The sequence below is a fragment of the Mucilaginibacter sp. OAE612 genome (assembly GCF_041806395.1).
GTDB lineage: Bacteria > Bacteroidota > Bacteroidia > Sphingobacteriales > Sphingobacteriaceae > Mucilaginibacter > Mucilaginibacter rubeus.
On record NZ_JBGMUW010000001.1, the window covers coordinates 6,668,921 to 6,687,311 of the forward strand.

17 protein-coding genes are annotated in these 18,391 nt (G+C 43.7%); 11 read left to right on the top strand and 6 right to left on the bottom strand.

The window, feature by feature from the left end; all coding sequences use genetic code 11:
- Nucleotides 1–96: 96 nt before the first annotated feature.
- Together carB and ABID99_RS28055 are read left to right on the top strand one after the other, a co-directional pair.
- Nucleotides 97–2,913: a carbamoyl-phosphate synthase large subunit gene (gene carB, locus ABID99_RS28050; protein ID WP_354486949.1), complete on the top strand. Its 2,817-nt coding sequence runs from the start codon at nucleotides 97–99 to the stop codon at nucleotides 2,911–2,913.
- Nucleotides 2,914–3,013: 100 nt separating this feature from the next.
- On the top strand, nucleotides 3,014–3,661 hold the full coding sequence (locus ABID99_RS28055) for a hypothetical protein (protein ID WP_373615805.1): 648 nt from the start codon (nucleotides 3,014–3,016) through the stop codon (nucleotides 3,659–3,661).
- A gap of 23 nt (nucleotides 3,662–3,684) precedes the next feature.
- Here ABID99_RS28055 and ABID99_RS28060 read toward each other — a convergent pair whose 3' ends face one another.
- Nucleotides 3,685–4,149 carry a DUF4920 domain-containing protein gene (locus tag ABID99_RS28060; RefSeq protein WP_373615806.1) on the bottom strand — a complete coding sequence of 155 codons (465 nt, stop codon included), beginning with the start codon at nucleotides 4,147–4,149 and terminating at the stop codon, nucleotides 3,685–3,687.
- Between the two features lie 223 nt (nucleotides 4,150–4,372).
- Here ABID99_RS28060 and ABID99_RS28065 point away from each other — a divergent pair, with 223 nt between their 5' ends.
- On the top strand, nucleotides 4,373–5,743 hold the full coding sequence (locus ABID99_RS28065) for an NHL repeat-containing protein (protein ID WP_373615807.1): 1,371 nt from the start codon (nucleotides 4,373–4,375) through the stop codon (nucleotides 5,741–5,743).
- A gap of 461 nt (nucleotides 5,744–6,204) precedes the next feature.
- On the opposite strand, the gene ABID99_RS28070 is transcribed toward ABID99_RS28065, so the two are convergent.
- On the bottom strand, nucleotides 6,205–7,737 hold the full coding sequence (locus tag ABID99_RS28070; protein ID WP_373615808.1) for a serine hydrolase: 1,533 nt from the start codon (nucleotides 7,735–7,737) through the stop codon (nucleotides 6,205–6,207).
- Between the two features lie 108 nt (nucleotides 7,738–7,845).
- Here ABID99_RS28070 and ABID99_RS28075 point away from each other — a divergent pair, with 108 nt between their 5' ends.
- Together ABID99_RS28075 and ABID99_RS28080 are read left to right on the top strand one after the other, a co-directional pair.
- Complete coding sequence (locus tag ABID99_RS28075; RefSeq protein ID WP_373615809.1) at nucleotides 7,846–10,029, top strand: S9 family peptidase; 2,184 nt, start codon at nucleotides 7,846–7,848, stop codon at nucleotides 10,027–10,029.
- Between the two features lie 111 nt (nucleotides 10,030–10,140).
- Nucleotides 10,141–10,635 (top strand): hypothetical protein, encoded by a 495-nt coding sequence (locus tag ABID99_RS28080; protein ID WP_373615810.1) that lies wholly within the window; start codon nucleotides 10,141–10,143, stop codon nucleotides 10,633–10,635.
- A gap of 88 nt (nucleotides 10,636–10,723) precedes the next feature.
- On the opposite strand, the gene ABID99_RS28085 is transcribed toward ABID99_RS28080, so the two are convergent.
- Together ABID99_RS28085 and mutY are read right to left on the bottom strand one after the other, a co-directional pair.
- A complete protein-coding gene (locus ABID99_RS28085) occupies nucleotides 10,724–11,134 on the bottom strand; it encodes a single-stranded DNA-binding protein (RefSeq protein ID WP_090534639.1) in 411 nt (136 codons plus the stop codon).
- Between the two features lie 24 nt (nucleotides 11,135–11,158).
- Nucleotides 11,159–12,205, bottom strand: a complete 1,047-nt coding sequence (gene mutY / locus ABID99_RS28090; protein ID WP_373615811.1) for an A/G-specific adenine glycosylase — start codon at nucleotides 12,203–12,205, stop codon at nucleotides 11,159–11,161.
- 485 nt (nucleotides 12,206–12,690) lie between these two features.
- Between mutY and ABID99_RS28095 the strand changes: the two genes are divergently transcribed.
- From ABID99_RS28095 to ABID99_RS28115, 5 genes are all read left to right on the top strand, one after another.
- Nucleotides 12,691–12,987: an HU family DNA-binding protein gene (locus ABID99_RS28095; RefSeq protein WP_090534644.1), complete on the top strand. Its 297-nt coding sequence runs from the start codon at nucleotides 12,691–12,693 to the stop codon at nucleotides 12,985–12,987.
- 12 nt (nucleotides 12,988–12,999) lie between these two features.
- Nucleotides 13,000–13,854 carry a tetratricopeptide repeat protein gene (locus ABID99_RS28100; protein WP_373615812.1) on the top strand — a complete coding sequence of 285 codons (855 nt, stop codon included), beginning with the start codon at nucleotides 13,000–13,002 and terminating at the stop codon, nucleotides 13,852–13,854.
- Nucleotides 13,855–14,164: 310 nt separating this feature from the next.
- Nucleotides 14,165–15,715, top strand: a complete 1,551-nt coding sequence (locus ABID99_RS28105; RefSeq protein ID WP_090534648.1) for an Rne/Rng family ribonuclease — start codon at nucleotides 14,165–14,167, stop codon at nucleotides 15,713–15,715.
- Between the two features lie 429 nt (nucleotides 15,716–16,144).
- On the top strand, nucleotides 16,145–16,828 hold the full coding sequence (locus ABID99_RS28110) for a hypothetical protein (RefSeq protein WP_373615813.1): 684 nt from the start codon (nucleotides 16,145–16,147) through the stop codon (nucleotides 16,826–16,828).
- A gap of 66 nt (nucleotides 16,829–16,894) precedes the next feature.
- The gene (locus ABID99_RS28115; protein ID WP_188834679.1) at nucleotides 16,895–17,134 is read left to right on the top strand and encodes a hypothetical protein; all 240 of its coding nucleotides are present in this window, start codon (nucleotides 16,895–16,897) and stop codon (nucleotides 17,132–17,134) included.
- A 154-nt stretch (nucleotides 17,135–17,288) separates the two neighbouring features.
- Here ABID99_RS28115 and ABID99_RS28120 read toward each other — a convergent pair whose 3' ends face one another.
- On the bottom strand, nucleotides 17,289–17,528 hold the full coding sequence (locus ABID99_RS28120) for a hypothetical protein (RefSeq protein WP_176628780.1): 240 nt from the start codon (nucleotides 17,526–17,528) through the stop codon (nucleotides 17,289–17,291).
- 133 nt (nucleotides 17,529–17,661) lie between these two features.
- Between ABID99_RS28120 and ABID99_RS28125 the strand changes: the two genes are divergently transcribed.
- Nucleotides 17,662–17,829 carry a DUF3606 domain-containing protein gene (locus ABID99_RS28125; protein WP_176628781.1) on the top strand — a complete coding sequence of 56 codons (168 nt, stop codon included), beginning with the start codon at nucleotides 17,662–17,664 and terminating at the stop codon, nucleotides 17,827–17,829.
- A gap of 74 nt (nucleotides 17,830–17,903) precedes the next feature.
- Here the strand turns inward: ABID99_RS28125 and ABID99_RS28130 are convergent, their stop codons facing one another.
- A complete protein-coding gene (locus ABID99_RS28130) occupies nucleotides 17,904–18,281 on the bottom strand; it encodes a barstar family protein (protein WP_354486957.1) in 378 nt (125 codons plus the stop codon).
- Nucleotides 18,282–18,391: the final 110 nt, after the last annotated feature.

Genomic DNA, 18,391 nt, shown 5'->3' on the forward strand with positions numbered 1-18,391 from the left:
TCGGGATTTCTTGGCTTTCAGCGCATAGGAAAAACCGTTTAAAGGCTTAACAGCCTTTGACTTTTGACTTAGAACTTTTGACTTAAAAAAAGCCCTATGCCCAAAGACACCTCCATCAAATCCGTTCTGATCATTGGCTCCGGCCCAATCATTATCGGCCAGGCTTGCGAATTTGATTATTCCGGCTCACAAGCCGCTCTCTCGTTAAAAGAAGAAGGCATCTCCGTTTCTATTATTAACAGCAATCCGGCAACTATCATGACGGATAAAGTTATCAGCGATCATGTTTACCTTCTGCCGCTCACCTGCGAAAGCATTGAGAAAATTTTAACCGAACAGCAGATAGACGCTGTGCTGCCTACCATGGGCGGTCAAACCGCGTTGAACCTTTGTATCGAAGCGTCTGAACGCGGCATTTGGGAAAAATATGGCGTTAAAGTTATCGGTGTAGATATCGCCGCCATTGAAAAAACCGAAAACCGTGAGGCTTTCCGCCAGCTGATGGTTGACATCGGCGTAGGGGTTGCCAAATCAAAAATCGCCAACTCTTTTCTTGAAGGTAAAGAAGGCGCGCAGGAAATTGGCTTCCCGCTGGTTATTCGCCCAAGCTACACACTGGGTGGTAAAGGTGCAGGTTTTGTTCACAGAAAGGAAGATTTTGATGCCGCCCTTAACCGTGGCTTACAGGCTTCACCAACCCACGAGGTATTGGTTGAGCAGGCTGTGTTAGGCTGGAAAGAATACGAATTGGAGTTGCTGCGCGATAGCAACGATAACGTAATCATTATCTGCTCTATTGAGAACTTTGATCCGATGGGTATCCACACCGGCGACTCGATCACTGTAGCCCCGGCCATGACCCTGAGCGACCGCTGCTACCAGGAAATGCGTAACCAGGCTATCAAAATGATGCGCGCCATCGGTAACTTTGCCGGCGGTTGTAACGTGCAGTTTTCGGTAAACCCTGCAGATGAAGCGATCATCGCTATCGAGATCAACCCACGTGTGTCACGCTCTTCAGCCCTTGCATCAAAAGCTACCGGTTATCCAATTGCTAAAATTGCTGCCAAGCTGGCCATAGGTTATAATCTTGATGAAATTGAAAACCAGATCACCAAAACAACCTCGGCTTATTTTGAGCCTACTTTGGATTATGTGATCGTTAAAATACCTCGCTGGAACTTTGATAAATTCAAAGGCGCTAATAAAGAACTTGGCCTGCAGATGAAATCGGTAGGTGAGGTGATGGGCATTGGCCGCAGCTTTACAGAAGCCTTGCAGAAAGCCTGCCAAAGCCTCGAGATCGGTCGTGCCGGTTTAGGTGCCGATGGCCGCCAGAGCCGTAACCTCGAAGAGATCATGGCCAGCCTTGAGCACCCGAGCTGGGACAGGTTGTTCCACATCTATGATGCCCTGAGCCTTGGTGTGCCAATCGAATCGGTACGTAAAGTAACCAAGATCGACCGCTGGTTCCTGAACCAGATCCAGGAGTTGGTTAACCTGGAAACAGAGCTTCGCCGTTATTCATTGAACAACGTTCCTGAGGAGTTTCTGTACACGCTAAAACAAAAAGGTTTCTCTGATGTGCAGATAGCACACATTTTAGGTAACGTAACCGAGGAAGATGTTTACCAGCGCCGCAAAGCCCTGGGCATGCACCGCGTTTACAAAATGGTTGATACCTGCGCTGCCGAGTTCCCTGCTAAAACTCCATACTACTATTCGAGCTACGAAGGCGAAAATGAGTCGGTAGCATCTGACCGGAAAAAGATCATCGTATTAGGCTCAGGCCCTAACCGTATAGGCCAGGGTATCGAGTTCGACTACAGTTGTGTGCACGGTTTACTTGCTGCTAAAGAAGCAGGCTTTGAAGCCATCATGGTTAACTGTAACCCTGAAACAGTATCAACCGACTTTAACATGGCCGATAAGCTGTACTTTGAGCCGGTTTACTGGGAGCATGTACGCGAGATCATCGAGCTTGAAAAACCTTATGGGGTAATTGTTCAGCTGGGTGGCCAAACTGCGCTTAAAATGGCCGAGAAAATGCACGAGCACGGCATCCGGATCATTGGTACATCATTCAATGACATGGATATTGCCGAAGACCGCGGCCGTTTCTCCGACCTGCTGAAAGATCTTGATATACCATACCCTAAATACGGTGTTGCCGAAAGTGCTGAAGAAGCACTTGAAGTAGCCCACAAGGTTGGTTACCCGGTGCTTGTACGCCCAAGCTACGTATTAGGCGGGCAAGGCATGAGTATTGTAATCAACGACGAAGACCTGGAGAAAGCTGTGGTAAGCCTGCTGCGCAATCTGCCGGGCAACCGCGTACTGATCGACCACTTCCTTGACCGTGCCGCCGAGGCCGAATCTGACTCGATCAGCGACGGCGAGGATGTACACATTGTTGGGATCATGGAACACATTGAGCCTGCAGGCATCCACTCGGGCGATTCATTCGCTGTATTGCCTCCGTTCGATCTGTCGGACAATGTAATCCACCAGATAGAAGAATATACCAAAAAGATAGCTAAAGCGCTTAACGTACGCGGTTTGCTTAACATACAATTCGCGGTTAAGGATGATAAGGTGTATGTGATTGAGGCCAACCCGCGTGCTTCACGTACGGTGCCTTTCATCGCCAAAGCCTACGATGTGCCATACATCAACATAGCCACAAAGGTTATGCTTGAGGCCAATAAGCTGAGCGACTTTACTATCGAGCGCAAACTATGGGGCTACGCTATCAAAGAACCGGTGTTCTCATTTGATAAATTCCCTGAAGTTACCAAGGAGCTTGGCCCTGAAATGAAATCGACAGGTGAGGCTATCCGCTTTATCCCTAACCTGCAGGACCCATACTTCAGGCACTTGTACAAAGAGAAATCAATGTATTTGAGTAAATAATTAAAACATTAAATTGCAGCCTTTGTAGTTTAATTGCTAATAAACGTGAACCTGCAACCCTAATTGCAGGTTCACTATTGTTGTATTTAGTTGCTATAGATTGAAAGTTAATACGGCTAATGGTCAGGAAATCAACCTGAAGAGTGTTGATCCTGAAGATATGGATGATGTTTTAGTGAAAATTGAAAAATCATTTAACATCAGTTTAAACGATACATCGGTAAACGATGTGCAAAACTTTGGTAAACTTTGCGACGTTGTTGTTGAAAAGGTAAAAAAAACAAATGATGGCTGTACCACACAGCAGGCGTTTTACAAACTCCGTAATGCCATCAATACATCATCGGGGTATGATAAAGATATCATAAAGCCCCAAACCAAACTCGCTGATCTTTTTCCGCGCGATAGCCGTATTGAGGCTGTGGCCGCTATTGAAGAAGAGATGGGTTTCCAGATCCGGTTGCTTCAGCCCAAGCAATGGATAGTTAACCTGTTTTCCATGATATTGGTGGTTAGCTTTGTTCTGGCCTTTTATTACCTGGCCATAGGTATTGCCGGTATGGTAATAGCCGGGATGGGTTTAAAACTCGCGGGACGTTTTGGCAAAGAGATGCATGTAAAAACCATCGGCGACCTGGCCGAAAAAATTGCCCGCGAGCATTACATGAAATGCAAACGCGAAGCATCTGCAGTAAACAAAAACGAGGTTTCTGAAAAATTAAGGCAGCTCATTGTAACAAACGGGTAGGTGTTTATCCGGCTTGAATAGCTTTATTTATCTACCATTAATCCTTTTACTTCAAAGCTGATCCTTCGGCCGGGGTTGGTATTTACCTTATGCTGGTTTTTGCCGCTAACCGTATCGCCGGCCATATGCTGCAGGTCATCGGCAATAAATTGTTTGGCTGCTATTCCTGAAATGACTACCGTACGGCCCGCCAATTGCCTGGGGAGGTTTATCCCCGCATTGGTAAAATGGGCTGTTATAACCCGGTTGTTACCCGCATCCATTTCAAACCAGCCGCCTTTTTCTTTAGTTACTTTAATAACCTTACCGCTAACGGCCGTAGTGATCCGTGTTTTTTTACCCATAAAAGCTTCCAGTTTGGAGGCGGGCATCAAGGCTATCGTGTCGGGCTTTTCGCCAAATATCATTCCGTGGGGCAGTGGTACATGTTTTTGCGCAATAGCTGTATTAGCTATCAAAATGGATATGAACAGCGTTATGAGTTTCATAGTAAATTAATAACAGGTATACACCAAAAATGTTGCCGGATTTTGATGATTTTGCCCCCGTGTGGAAGCAGTTAACCGGTTTTATTTGTGTTTGCAGGGCGGCGGAGCTTTTTGGTAAGTAATAAGTATGTTAATATTTGTTAAAATGTTACTTTAAAGTAATTTGCTACGTATTGATAAGTTAATTTTGCTTACTTACTACATATAACTTTTAAACTAACTCGTGAAAAAAAGCTTTACCAAAACAATTTTATTTGCCGCGTTTCTATTTGCCGTTGCTTTGGCCGGCACAAGCTGTGGTAAAAAAGGGAACGTTACACCCGTAACCGTGCCTGATTTAACCACAATGGATGTGGTGACTACCGAAAGTGGAACCATAGCCTATACAGGCGGTTTATTTAATGGATCGACTGACGTGAGCCTGAGCAGCTACGGTATCTGTTACAGCCCCACCAATCAAACTCCTACCACAGCCGATAAGAAAACCACCGATACGGTAATTTTGTACGCCTATACTACAAAGCTTACCGGCTTAAGCCCTAAAACAACTTATTATGCACGGGCATATGCTGTAAACAGCGCGGGTACAGGCTACGGTAAAGTGGTGCAGTTTACCACCGGCGATGGTACAACATCGACAGGAGGAACAGTTAGCACATTGGCGGGCAATACCGCGGCCGACTTTGTTGACGGTTTGGGCGGCGCCGCTCTTTTCAACAGTCCGCAGGGGATAACCGTGGGTGCCGACGGCAATATTTATGTAGCCGATTCATTTAACAGTGCCATACGCAAAGTTACTGCAGCAGGAGATGTCGCTACACTTTCCGGCAACGGTAGCATTGGCTATGTTGACGGCCCTATAGCCACCGCACAGTTTTATGCTCCGCAAAGTTTGGTTACCGATGCAACAGGCAATATGTATGTAGCCGATTATGGCAATAATAATATCCGTAAAATTACCCCGGCAGGTATGGTAAGCACTTTTGCAGGCAGCGGCGATGCCGGATATGCCGATGGTACGGGCACCAAAGCAACGTTTAACAGTCCGCGCGGGTTAGCAATTGATGGCTCCGGAAATATTTTTGTGGCCGATTTGGGTAATAACCTGATCCGCAAAATAACCCCGGCAGGTGTTGTTACCACATTTGCAGGCAGCAGGGGCGCAAGTTACCTGGATAATGCAACCGCAACCAGCGCTACTTTCAATAAGCCTAACGGCATAGCTATTGATGCCAATAATAATATATATGTAGCCGAAACGCTTAATCATGCCATTCGTAAAATAACCCCGGCGGGCGTTGTTACTACTTTTGTTGGCGGTAATAAACGGACCGGAGTTGTTGGCAACCCGTCGGCCATTGCGTTTGATAAAAGCTGGAATCTCTTCATAGCCGATCAGAATGGCAGGATCCTGGAGATTACCAAGGATAAAGTATTAAAAGTAATTGCCGGTAACGGAACAAGCGGTTTTGCGGAAGGTGTTGGCACTGCAGGGATCTTTAACTCGCCGCAGGGTATTGCAGTTGATGCCGGCAACAATGTTTACGTAGCCGACTATTATAACAACCGTATCCGTAAGATTGTGCTGCAATAAGATTTAATTGTTTAGATATTTTTTCAGCGCCATGGCATTTTATGTTATGGCGCTGTTTTTTGAAGGGTTATTCAGGAAGTAACAAGCTTTATTTTTACCATAGGACAGTTTCGTCCTTACCATGACTTAAATTAAATTAAGGTAAGTTACCCATGATAACTTAAAAAAAGGGGGGCATACTGAGCCCGTCGAAGTATGGCGGCAGGCTCTGCACACGAGTCTTCGACGGGCTACCCATGACAACTTAAAACGGGTGTCATACTGAACCCGTCGAAGCATGGTGGGCAGGCCTCTCCGCACGAGTCTTCGACAGGCTCAGACTGACAGGCCCTCTTTGTCATCTAACCTTCAGAGTTCATGGATTTAAACACTCAGCATGACGTGATGGGTATGTTATTTTTGCCTTCAGAGGCCAACAGGTTTAAACACTTAACAACGATGTTGGCGGCAATGTCACTCCCCTAATTCTTTTTAAAATCATACGCGCCCCGCTCTACAAAATCAGCCACTTTTACGCGCACTCCCGTAACCTCGCCGTTTTGTACCATAAACGGAAATACAGCTTTCCCCAGTGTAGGGTCAGAAAAAGTCACATAAAAGCGGTTACCGCCCAGTGGTTTTAGCAAGGCATACATTTTAGGGTGATGCTCAAAGCGCATTTCGAGGTTGTTGCCCTCGCCCTGGGTAACCTCCATGCTGCCATAAAAATCGTTGCTGTACTTGCCAATATATTTGTTTGGCAGCAACATTGGTTTGGGGTTTAACAGGACAGAATCCCTCAACTTTTTATCTTCGGCCTGTTCGGTTGCGATATTGGCTTTGTATTGTTTTAAATAACCTTCGCTGTAATTGCGGAAAGGTTGTTTGAAGTAAGCATCTAAAATATCCCAGCGCAGGGCCTCAAACAACTGGTTCTGATCGGTATTGGTTAATATGATGATGCCCAGGTTATCCTGCGGCGAAAGCGTTACTGACGACAAATAGCCGTTAACCCCGCCATCATGCATCACCAGCCTGTGGCCCGAGTAATCCTGGATAAACCAGCCTAAGCCATAAAGCTCAAAGTTATTTTCGCCATTCATATGATGAACACTACTCACGATATCCTGCGGCACACGTGTTGCCTGGATGGCTGCGGAAGGGATCACCTGGCGCTGCCCAACCTTACCGTCGTTCAGTAAAGCAAGTACCCATTTGCTCATGTCATTTACCGATGAGCTGATAGATCCCGCAGGTGCGATCCCATCTATCTGGCAATAAGGGATTGGCGTAAGCCTGCCGTCGACAATAGTATGCGGCACCGTGCGGTTTAAGGATGTTGGCAAATCCTTGCTTAGGGCCAAAGTATTGCCCATGCCCAGTGGTGCAAAAATGGCTTCCTTTAAGTAAGCTTCCCATGAGTGCCCGTTGGTAACCTTCGGAATGATCTCGCCGGCCGTTAAAAATGCCGCGTTGGTATATCCCCAGCGTGTACGGAACGGATAAGTAGCTTTAAGCTTGCCCAAACGCTGAATTACCTCCTGGCGTGTAAGGTTGGTATTGTAAAAAGTAAAATCGCCCTGAAATGTCCGGAAGCCGAGGCGGTGGCAAAGGAGATCTCGCACTATTACCTGGTCGCTTGCGTTTTTGTCTTCCAGCTTAAATTCAGGTATGTATTTGGTTACCTTGTCATCTAATGACAGTTTTTTGTTTGCCTCCAGCATGGCAAGCGCTGTTGCCGTGAAAGCCTTGGTATTGCTGCCTATCATGAACAGGGTATTTTCATCAACTTTGTTCATGAGGCCAAGCTCTTTAACACCATAACCTTTCATTAGCACAACCTTGTTATCTTTCACAATACAAACAGCTATGCCTGGCACGCGCCAGTTGGTTAAGGCCTTGCTGATATAGAGGTCTAAACTGTCTTTAATGAACTTGCTCCTGTCGGCCCGCTGGGCGTTTACCGATGCGAAAAATAACATGCAGGCAGCGAGCAATAGAGGTATTTTTTTCATTACAGAGGGCTTTAGAGTTCTTTATTGTGCTAATTTAACGCAAAATTTACAGTGACGTTATTTAATAAATAAAAATAACGCCGCTCTATTAATTCAAACTAAATGTATATGAAATTTTACCGTTCGGGATTATTTTTCCTTACTGCGCTATTATTAATCTTACTGCAAAATACGGCCCGGGCGCAACGGGCCGCCGTTAACTGGACAAAAGACGGCTATCAGTATTACCGCATAACCGGCGGGCAAATTATCATGATTGATGCCCGCGATACCTCCAAAAAAACTGTTTTTATCACCAAAGAAGAATTGACGCCTGCAGGCAAAGCGCCTATCAGTGTTAAAAGGTTTACGGTGAGCGATGATAACAAAAAAGTGCTCATCAACACCAATACCAAAAAAGTATGGCGTTATGATACCCGCGGCGATTACTGGGTTTATGATTCAAACACCAAAAAACTTTGGCAGTTGGGTAAAAACCTGCCGGCATCATCACTGATGTTCGCCAAATTTTCGCCCGATGGCAGTAAAGCTGCTTACGTAAGCGGGCATAACATTTACATGGAAGATTTGGCCGATGGCTCGGTAAAACAATTAACTACCGATGGTACCCAAACGCTTATCAACGGTACTTTTGACTGGGCTTATGAGGAAGAGTTTGGCTGCCGCGATGGTTTCCGCTGGTCGCCGGATAGCAAATCAATTGCGTACTGGCAATTAGACGCCAGCAAGATCAAAACCTATTTGATGCTGAACACTACCGATTCGGTTTATCCCTATGTTGTGCCGGTTGAGTACCCTGTTGCGGGCGAAGATCCAAGCTCATGTAAAGTGGGCGTTGTTAACACCGCTACCGGTACAACTACCTGGATCAATGTACCCGGCGATGCTGTGCAGCATTACATCCCTAATATGGAATGGGCCGATAACTCAAACGAAGTTATTCTTGAACAACTAAACCGTGCGCAAAATGAAAGCCGCGTGTTTATAGGCAACGTGTCAAACGGTACCACCCGCGTAATCCGCGAAGAACACAACGATTCATGGATTGACGTTAAAGCACGTGTAGCCGGCGGCGACCCGGTAGGCTGGGGCTGGATTGAAAAAGGTAAAAGTTTTTTATGGCTGAGCGAAAAGGACGGCTGGCGCCATTTGTATAAAATAACCCGCGAAGGCAAAGAAAGCCTGATCACCAAAGGCAACTATGATGTGATTGGCATCGACATGATCGACGAAGCTCTGGGTTATGTATACTTTATTGCTTCGCCGGATAATGCTACACAGAAATATCTTTACAAAATAAAATTAAGCGGCGGCACGGCCGAGCGTGTTTCGCCTGCTGATGAACCGGGCACGCATAGCTATGATATTTCGCCGAATGGCAAGGTTGCGCTGCATAATTTCAGTAACAGCTATACCCACCCGCAAAGCGAGGTGATCAGTTTGCCAGCTCACAAGCATATCGGCGGTACCGTAATAGCCATTGATAAAAACGCTAAAAATAAACCCGAGTTTTTCAAAGTAAAAACTGTTGATGGCATTGAAATGGACGGCTGGATGGTAAAGCCAACCAATTTCGACCCCAATAAAAAATACCCGGTACTGTTTACCGTTTATGGCGAACCGGCCGGACAAACCGTAACGGATACCTGGGGGACAGGCCGTAACAGGCTGTATGAAGGCAGTATGGCCGATGACGGGTATATTTACATGTCGGTTGAAGGTCGTGGCGCTCCAGCCCCTAAAGGCACAGCCTGGCGCAAGGCTATTTACAAGAACATAGGTATCATCAACATCCGCGATCAGGCTATGGCTGCCAAAGAGATCATGAAATGGCCATTTGTCGATTCAGCCCGTATAGCAGTGCACGGCTGGAGCGGCGGCGGTTCATCAACCCTTAACCTGATGTTCCAGTATGGAGATATTTATAAAACAGGGATAGCGGTAGCGGCGGTAGGCAACCAGCTTACTTATGATAACATTTACCAGGAGCGCTATATGGGCGTACCAACCGATGATGCCGGCCGTGCAGTGTTTATCAAAGGTTCGCCGGTTACTTATGCTAAGAATTTGAAAGGCAACCTGCTTTACATTCATGGTACGGGCGATGATAATGTGCATTACAAAAATGCCGAGCTGCTGATTGATGAACTGGTGAAATACAACAGGCAGTTTCAGCTAATGTCGTACCCTAACCGTACGCATTCGATATCGGAAGGCGAAGGTACAACACAGCATTTGCGCACGTTATTTACACAGTATCTGAAAGCTAAATGCCCTCCGGGAGGAAGATAACATATTAACAGGAAAGCCCTCATATAGTCCATTATATGAGGGCTTTTGCGTTTGCCGGGAAAAAGAATATGCTGCTGTATCATTATGCTTTTTTTAAGCGTAACCATTGATATGAAACAAATTACGAATCCCGCCAAAGTATTAGGCTTGTTAGCCATTGTTTTAGTAACCGCTTTTTGGGGCTGCCATAAAGAGAGGGCAACAAACAGCGAGCTAAACATATCCGGAAAATGGATTGTTCCTGCTACTTTTTCAAAACAATGGACACAATATGAATACGATTTTAAAACCGATCACACATTTGAAGGTACTGTGACCAGTATCGACTCGGTTTCCAAAAAGCTTATCGGAACAGCGTCAAAAAGGGTTGGAAAGTATAAGATCCAGAATTCGGTGTTAACCTTGTATGATATAACCGATTATCAAAACAAAAACAATGCTTTTGGTCCGGTTTCCGAACTGGCGGCGGTTAGCAACGTCATTGCGGTAACGGCGAACTACACTATGGTTTTAAATGCCGGAGGGAATGTACTTACGTTGACATATATATGCGGACCGGCCGACGATTGTACCGCGCCGCAGGGTGTGAACTATTTTAAGCAATAACCGATTTATAATTCTGCGGGATATGAAAAATGCCAGTGACAAGTGTTACCGGCATTTTTTTGGAGATGTTTTAGTAAGTATCGGTAATTTAATAGTCTTCGGCATTTAAATGATCTATAAACGAGTCCCCATTTTTTGAGGGTGATTTTAACGGTTCGGTATCAAAATCACTCTTGCGGCCAAGCATAGTGAAGTTTTCGGCCACAATTTCGGTAGTGTATTTTTTTATGCCTTCCTTATCCTCAAATGAGCGGGTGCGGAGTTTGCCCTCAATATAAACCAGCTTTCCTTTTGAAAGAAACCTGGCCGCTACTTCTGCCAGTCCGCGCCACATTACAATATTATGCCATTCGGTTTGTTCAACCTTGCGGCCATCTTTGTTAAAAGTTTCGGAAGTAGCTAAAGGGAAACTCGTAACAGATACGCCACCTTCTAAATTCCGCACTTCAGGGTCTTTGCCTAAGTGGCCAACGAGTATTACTTTGTTTATTCCAGACATGCCATAAATTAACGCAAAATTATTTTACAAATTAAAAATATTTTTTAATAATATAAAAATGATTTTTGGTAAAGCTAACTCCGGCAGGTTTTGAACGTTAATTTTAACCCAGTTTTCCTGCGTTTTGAGTGGCTGGTTTTTGATTTTTATCAGCCTTACAAAAAGCCGCTGATGGGTAAGGATGTGTTTATGCACCGGCGAGATTTCAGTAGCTTCAATATCATCACCAAAAACAGCTAAAACTTCGAGGTGTTTCAATAGCGCTGTCAGGGTTAAAAGTGAGCTTGTTTCTACCATAGGTAAGTCAAACATATTGGCCCAGATGTCTTTATCGCCCCTTTTGTTCATCAAAACGGTATCGCCGTTGGTTACCAGGAAATAATTAAAAAAGCGCTCACGTACTTTTACCGTTTTTAATTTCACCGGAAGTGCGGCTACAGCATTGGTGTTGAAGGCCACGCAGCCCAGGCGGACAGGGCAAATACCACAGGCCGGATTTTTAGGTTTGCACAGCATGGCGCCAAACTCCATCATGGCCTGATTGTGCAGTCCCGGAATTTTCTTATTAAGAAAATCATTGGCAGCCTGTTGAAATGTTTTTTTACCCCCGATTGAGTTGATTGGTTCATAGATACCCAGGTATCGCGCCAGTACACGGTAAACGTTACCGTCTACCACGGCTTTGGCTTCATTAGCCGCAAACGAAGCGATGGCGGCAGCCGTATATTCGCCAATACCTTTTAGTTTTATCAGTTCATTATAGCTATCCGGGAAACGGCCGTTATGGAGCTCCTGTACCAACCGGGCCGTTTTTAGCATGTTGCGCCCCCTGGAGTAGTAACCCAGTCCCTGCCATAGCTTCAGGATTTCATCTTCATGAGCAGCGGCAAAACTGCTTACATCAGGATATTTTTCCAGGAAGCGATAAAAATATGGCATACCCTGTTCTACCCGGGTTTGCTGCAGTATGATTTCAGATAGCCAGATCACATAAGGATCGGTAGTATTACGCCAGGGCAGGTTTCGTTTGTTGTTTAAGTACCATTGTACCACTTCGTCGGTAAAATTCATTGTTGTAAAAGTAATTAAGAAACAAGAAGGCAAGAAACAAGAAGGCAAGAATCAGGAATCAAGAGAGGAGGGCAGGAGGCATAGAGGGAGGGTCATGAGGCAGACAATCAAGAACCAACAAGAGGAGGGAGGGTTGGGAGATATGAAATTAAGATTCAGGAACCAGGAAGAAAGCCAGGAGGCCGGGGAGTTGATATTTAAAAATCAGAGATAAATATTGGCAACTAACCTGTGAAAGTACAAGCCCTTTACTACCAGTTGGATTGATAGATTTTCATACTTTTTTTCACACTTCTTTACACCGGCAAATTGATGTTTAACCAGTAATTTATAAGCCTCTCATACTCAAAATTGTAACGAAAATGTAGGTTTTACGGCCCTGGCAAAAAAAAACGGATAAATATTTCGCTGTTAACGGATAAAGCAATACTTTTGCAACCCCAAAACAGTTAAGTATTTATAAAATTAAATTAAGTAAATAAGATATGACTAAGGCAGAAATTATAACTGAAATCTCATCAAAAACAGGTATAGAGAAAGTAGACGTGCAGGAAACTGTTGAGGCGTTTTTCAAAGTTGTTAAAAGCTCAATGGTTGGCGGCGAAAACGTATATGTAAGAGGGTTCGGTAGCTTTGTGGTTAAAAAAAGAGCTAAGAAAACAGCACGTAACATTTCAAAAAATACTGCCATCATTATCCCTGAGCACTTTGTGCCAAGCTTTAAACCGGCCAAAACTTTTGTTGAGAAAGTAAAGTCAGGTAACAAAACCAGCAAAAAATAATTATACGCCATCATGAATAAAAAACAAATAGTCGTTAGTGCAGCCGTAGTTGTTATTATGGGCTATTTGTATTGGTTGCCCGTAAAAGGTTTGGTAAAACCAAAAGACGATAAAAACGGCAAACCGGCCATGGCCGCCTCAGCAGGCGCTGTTAAACCGGCAGCTAATGTTACCGTTGATATGGTGTCGGCCCCTGCCAAAGCAGCTATTGGGGATGCATTGGCGGCTAAGATCAATGACCTTGAAGCCCAGTTAAAAAAAGCATCAGACGCAGATGCGCCATCTTTGCAAGCGCAGCTTGCCAAGCACTGGGATGATGTTAACCAGCCCGCACCTGCAGCGTTTTATTACCAGGCATTAGCCCGTAAAGAAAACAAGGTACAAGACTGGATAAATGCAGGTAACCGTTTTAATGATGCATATAAACTTACACAGGATACTTTATTTCAACCTGCGTTTGTGAATGATGCTGCCGAAGCATTTCAAAATGCTTTGAAATTACAACCCGAAAGCCTTGAAGGTAAAACCGGGTTGGGCATAGCTTACGTTAATGGCGCAGCAGGCCCTATGCAGGGTATAGCGCTGTTGCTTGAGGTTGTTAAAAAAGACCCGAAAAATTGGAACGCTAACCTTAACTTAGGTATGTTCGCCATGAAATCGGGTCAGTATGAAAAAGCGGTAAGCAGGTTTAAAACACTGCTTGCACAAAAGCAGGAACTGGAACCTACTTTCTATTTAGCCGAAAGCTATAAGCAATTAGGCATGAAAAAGGAAGCTATTGACGCTTACCAGAAATGCAAAGAAATGATGCCTGACCCTGTTTTCAGTCAGCGCATTGATGGATATATTAAGGAATTAAATAACTAACACACATTTTAAAATTATTATTATGCCGAGCGGTAAAAAACGTAAAAGACACAAAATGGCTACCCACAAACGTAAAAAACGTTTAAGAAAAAACAGACATAAAAAGAAATAAGCATTTATGTTAAGTCGATAGTTCTTAGTCTTAAGTACAAAGTCTTTTTTTCTGACTTTAAACTTTCGACCAACGACTTAAGACTAAACATTAGTGATTTTACCTGCCCCAAACCGGGGTGGGTACTTTTTATTTATTAGTGTTTTTTACCCACTTATTAACACACGGTTTTTACCGTTATAAGAAATGGAGTAGCAATTGATAAAGGAATTAATTATCGATTCATCCCCCAACGGGGCTACCATTGCATTATTACAGGATAAACAACTCGTAGAGCTTCACAAAGAACAGGTAAGCAACAACTATACAGTTGGCGATATTTACCTGGGCCGCATCAAAAAGATCATGCCCAGTTTAAATGCCGCCTTTGTTGACGTTGGCTATGAGAAGGATGCCTTTTTGCATTATCTTGATCTTGGTCCGCAGGTGCAGAGCCTGCTTAAACTAACCAAGCAGGTACGTAGCGGGGGATATCAGTCAAAGCTACTGGATGGGTTTAAGCTTGAGGCAGATATCAATAAAGGAGGCAAAATCTCCGAGATATTGACCAAAAACCAGCTTATCCCGGTACAGATAGCTAAAGAACCCATATCAACTAAGGGGCCGCGTTTAAGTTCCGACCTGTCGATAGCGGGCCGGTATGTTGTTTTAGTACCCTTTTCGGAAGCAATTTCTATTTCGAAAAAGATAAAAAGCAATACTGAACGTACACGCCTCCGTAAAGTAGTTGAAAGCATTAAGCCAAAGCATTTTGGCGTTATCATCCGTACAGTTTCCGAAGGTAAAGGGGTTGATGAACTACAGAAAGATCTGCTTGACCTGATCTCGAAATGGGAACAGTTTATTACCAAGCTGCCATCTGTTGAGCCTTCAAAAAAGGTATTGGGCGAAATTGGGCGTACATCAACTATCCTCAGGGATATTTTGAACCCCGATTTTCAGCACATTTATACCAATGACAATAGTATGTTCGAAGAAATTCGGTCATACATTCATGAAATCTCGCCCGATATGGAGAGCATAGTCCGCATGCACAAGCATAAGGAGCCTATATTTGACCATTTCGGTATCGAAAAGCAGATTAAAGGCGCATTTGGTAAAACAGTTAACCTTGCCGGTGGCGCTTACCTGGTAATTGAGCATACCGAAGCCCTGCACGTCATTGACGTAAACAGCGGTAACCGCACAGCCAGCAAAGAAAACCAGGAAGAGAACGCTTACCAGGTAAACAAAGAAGCTGCCAAAGAAATTGCAAGGCAGTTACGCCTTCGCGATATGGGTGGCATTGTGGTGATCGATTTTATCGATATGCACAAACCGCAGAACCGTAAGGAGCTTTTTGATTTTCTGCGTGCCGAAATGCAGTACGACCGTGCCAAGCACACCATTTTGCCTCCGAGCAAATTTGGATTGGTGCAGATCACCCGTCAGCGGGTAAGGCCCGAAATGAACATCGTTACCAGCGAGGTTTGCCCTACCTGTAACGGAACTGGCACTATAAGGCCAACCATTTTGCTGATGGATGATATTGAAAACAATTTCAATTACATCCTTACCGAGCAAAACGAAAAAGGAATAACTCTGTGTGTGCACCCATATATTGAAGCCTTTATTAAAAAAGGTATCTATAACCGCCAAATGAAGTGGTTTATAAAATATGGCCAATGGATAAAGGTTAAAAGTAACCCATCGTACCAAATAACGGAGTTCCATTTCTTCTCATCAAAAGACGAAGAAATTAAACTGTAAAAAATTCAGAAGTGCAACTGTTTGAAAATGGCACAAAATTAAAGATCTTTAAAAAGAGCAGGTGTTGGATGAGCATCTGCTCTTTTTGGTTTTTAGGGGACCTTAAACCCAATTCAAAACAGTGTTACCTGTCGTGGCTGTCGCTGTGTTCGGCATATGCATCAGGTGCAATAGCCTTATGGAAGCAGAGACGACGTCAGCCTTATGTTGGTTTGCATTTGGAATAAATAACAAACCTTGCTATTGCCAGTCTTTAATCATATCTTGCCCATCAATGATCAATTATCACATAACCAAACTCAATTGGTGGCGTCACAGCTTTGTGCAGCCGGAATCATAACGACTATCAGGTATTAGTCCTTTTTTCAGTATCCGTCCGGCAGTATCATTATATAGGTCCGTTTTTTTATCTATAACAAAATTACAATAATGGCTTTTGAACTAAATAACGTTGTGCCCTGGGGCCGCACGTTTACCGAATATCAGCAAATGTTTAACCTTAGCGCCAATGATGTTACCAAAAAGATTGTCAGTATAGGTGATGGTCCGGCAAGTTTTAATGCGGAGATGCACGCAATGGGTAAGCAGGTTACCTCCATCGATCCTTTATATCAATTTTCGACTGATGATATCAGAAAACGGATTGATGAAACCTGTGTAGAAGTGATAGGCCAGGTGAGGGCTAACGCCGATAAGTTTGTTTGGAACAACATTAAAGATGTGGAAGAACTGCAGGAAATAAGAATGACCGCAATGAACCATTTTCTGCGGGATTTTGACCAGGACTGCTTTCGGCAAAGATATATTAAACATGCCATGCCCGCTAAAACCTCTTTCGCTGATAATGCATTTGAGTTGGGCCTAAGCTCTCATTTTTTATTGCTGTATGATAATCTGGGGTTAAAGTTTCATACGGAAGCGATACAGGAGATCATGCGCATATGCCCCGAATTGCGGATCTTCCCAATATTGAACCTCAATGCCGGGGCTCCCCTGTTTTTTGACGAATTACTTGAGGTGCTTGGCGGCGATTTTAATATTGATATACAAAAAGTGGATTACGAATTTCAAAAAGGAGGTAATCAAATGTTGATTATTAAAAGCAAGACATAAGTAAATGTGAAAAATAGCCCGATTTGATCTGATGTTTTTTAAAACCAATACATTTATTTTTGAGATATGGAGATAATTGATAAAATAAAAGAGATTTTCGAGCCTAACTTCGAAGTTTTAAAGGTAACGAGATCAGGCCCTGATAGCTTAAACGCTGAAGCCTTTATTACTATAGAGGCGAAGCACGAGGGGAAATCACATAAACGTGCTTTTAGGGAGACAGAACTTATAGCGTTAAACGCCGAAGGCAAGTTAGCTGAAACAATAAGAGCGCTGTGCGCTGTAATGCTAACATCAGAAGAGTAAATACTTGTTTAAGTACCGGTACGTTTCCCTCACATAGATAACGTTTACTTAATAATAGTTGTCGTATTACTTCCGGTTTGGTTCGTGCCGGCAACCCTCCTGGTCGGAGTTTGCTGGCTGCTTAACTCCGACCAGTTAGGGGTATACAGTCTTTTCAGGTTGCCTGATGATGTACCAGGTCTGCCAGCTCATCCACATCGGTTTTATGTTTTTTCTTTTTGGGGTGTTTGGCTTCAAGATAGTCCTGGACGTGTTCTTTTTGTGGGCCGGCTGTTTCATCTGATTTTTTGCCACGCAAGTAAAACCAGATCCCCGCGCCTGCTGCCAAAACTCCTGTTATGCCGGCTGTGATCCATAGTCCGGTATTGTTTTTTTGTGCAAATAGGTATTTCATAGCTTTTTCCTTTATAGCTGAACAAGCTAAATTTCATTTAGTTGTAATTAATTTAAAAAGACAATTATTTACCCGGTGGTTAAAACCATTAAAGTACGCCGTTGTTAATCAGTTACATCTAATAAAAAAAGCAATGTCAAAAAGAGGCGTAAAAGTGGAAAGGAACTCTGTATCAGAGCAGCCACACGAATTGAACTATGAAGCGCGCAAAGAAGGAACAACCGCAAAAAAGGTGGAAGCGGCAAAAAAATCAGCAGGCTCCAACCAACGTAGTGCGGTTGAAAAGAAATTGAATAAGTAAGGTATTAATGGTCTTGTACTGGTCGAAGTTAAGCGACAGCGTACTTCGACCAGTACAAAACAAGTTCTGGGCTTTTATTTGAGATTCATTAAAATATACTCTAAAAATGGCATTGATTTTACAGGAAAAATCACTTTAAAATAATGTGCTTCATCAATGCCCCAGCTTTTAGTTGCATCATGAAGTACCTCTATATATGCTTTTAGTTTTTCTTCGGTAAGCATGGGCATAACATTATGCACCAGTACAACTCCTTTCTTTTCTATCCAATGAAAATCACACAGGCAATCGTAAACGGCATTCCAGTTATGTCCAAAATAACCGGGAAATTTAAGCACCGCACTCAGCTCTTTTAACAGTTCATCTTCTCCGTCAATTTCAGGAAGGCAGGCTATGAATTCATCTTTATCAAAGTATAGATCAGGTTCATTTATAAAAAGAATGTTTTTCATATCGTAGATCGTTATCTTAAACCTATGCTTTCCGCTGTAGCAAGGCCGCGCTGTGTGGTTCGCATGCAAAGTATAAGTCATGTATCACCTCAGCAATCTATCGAAAAATC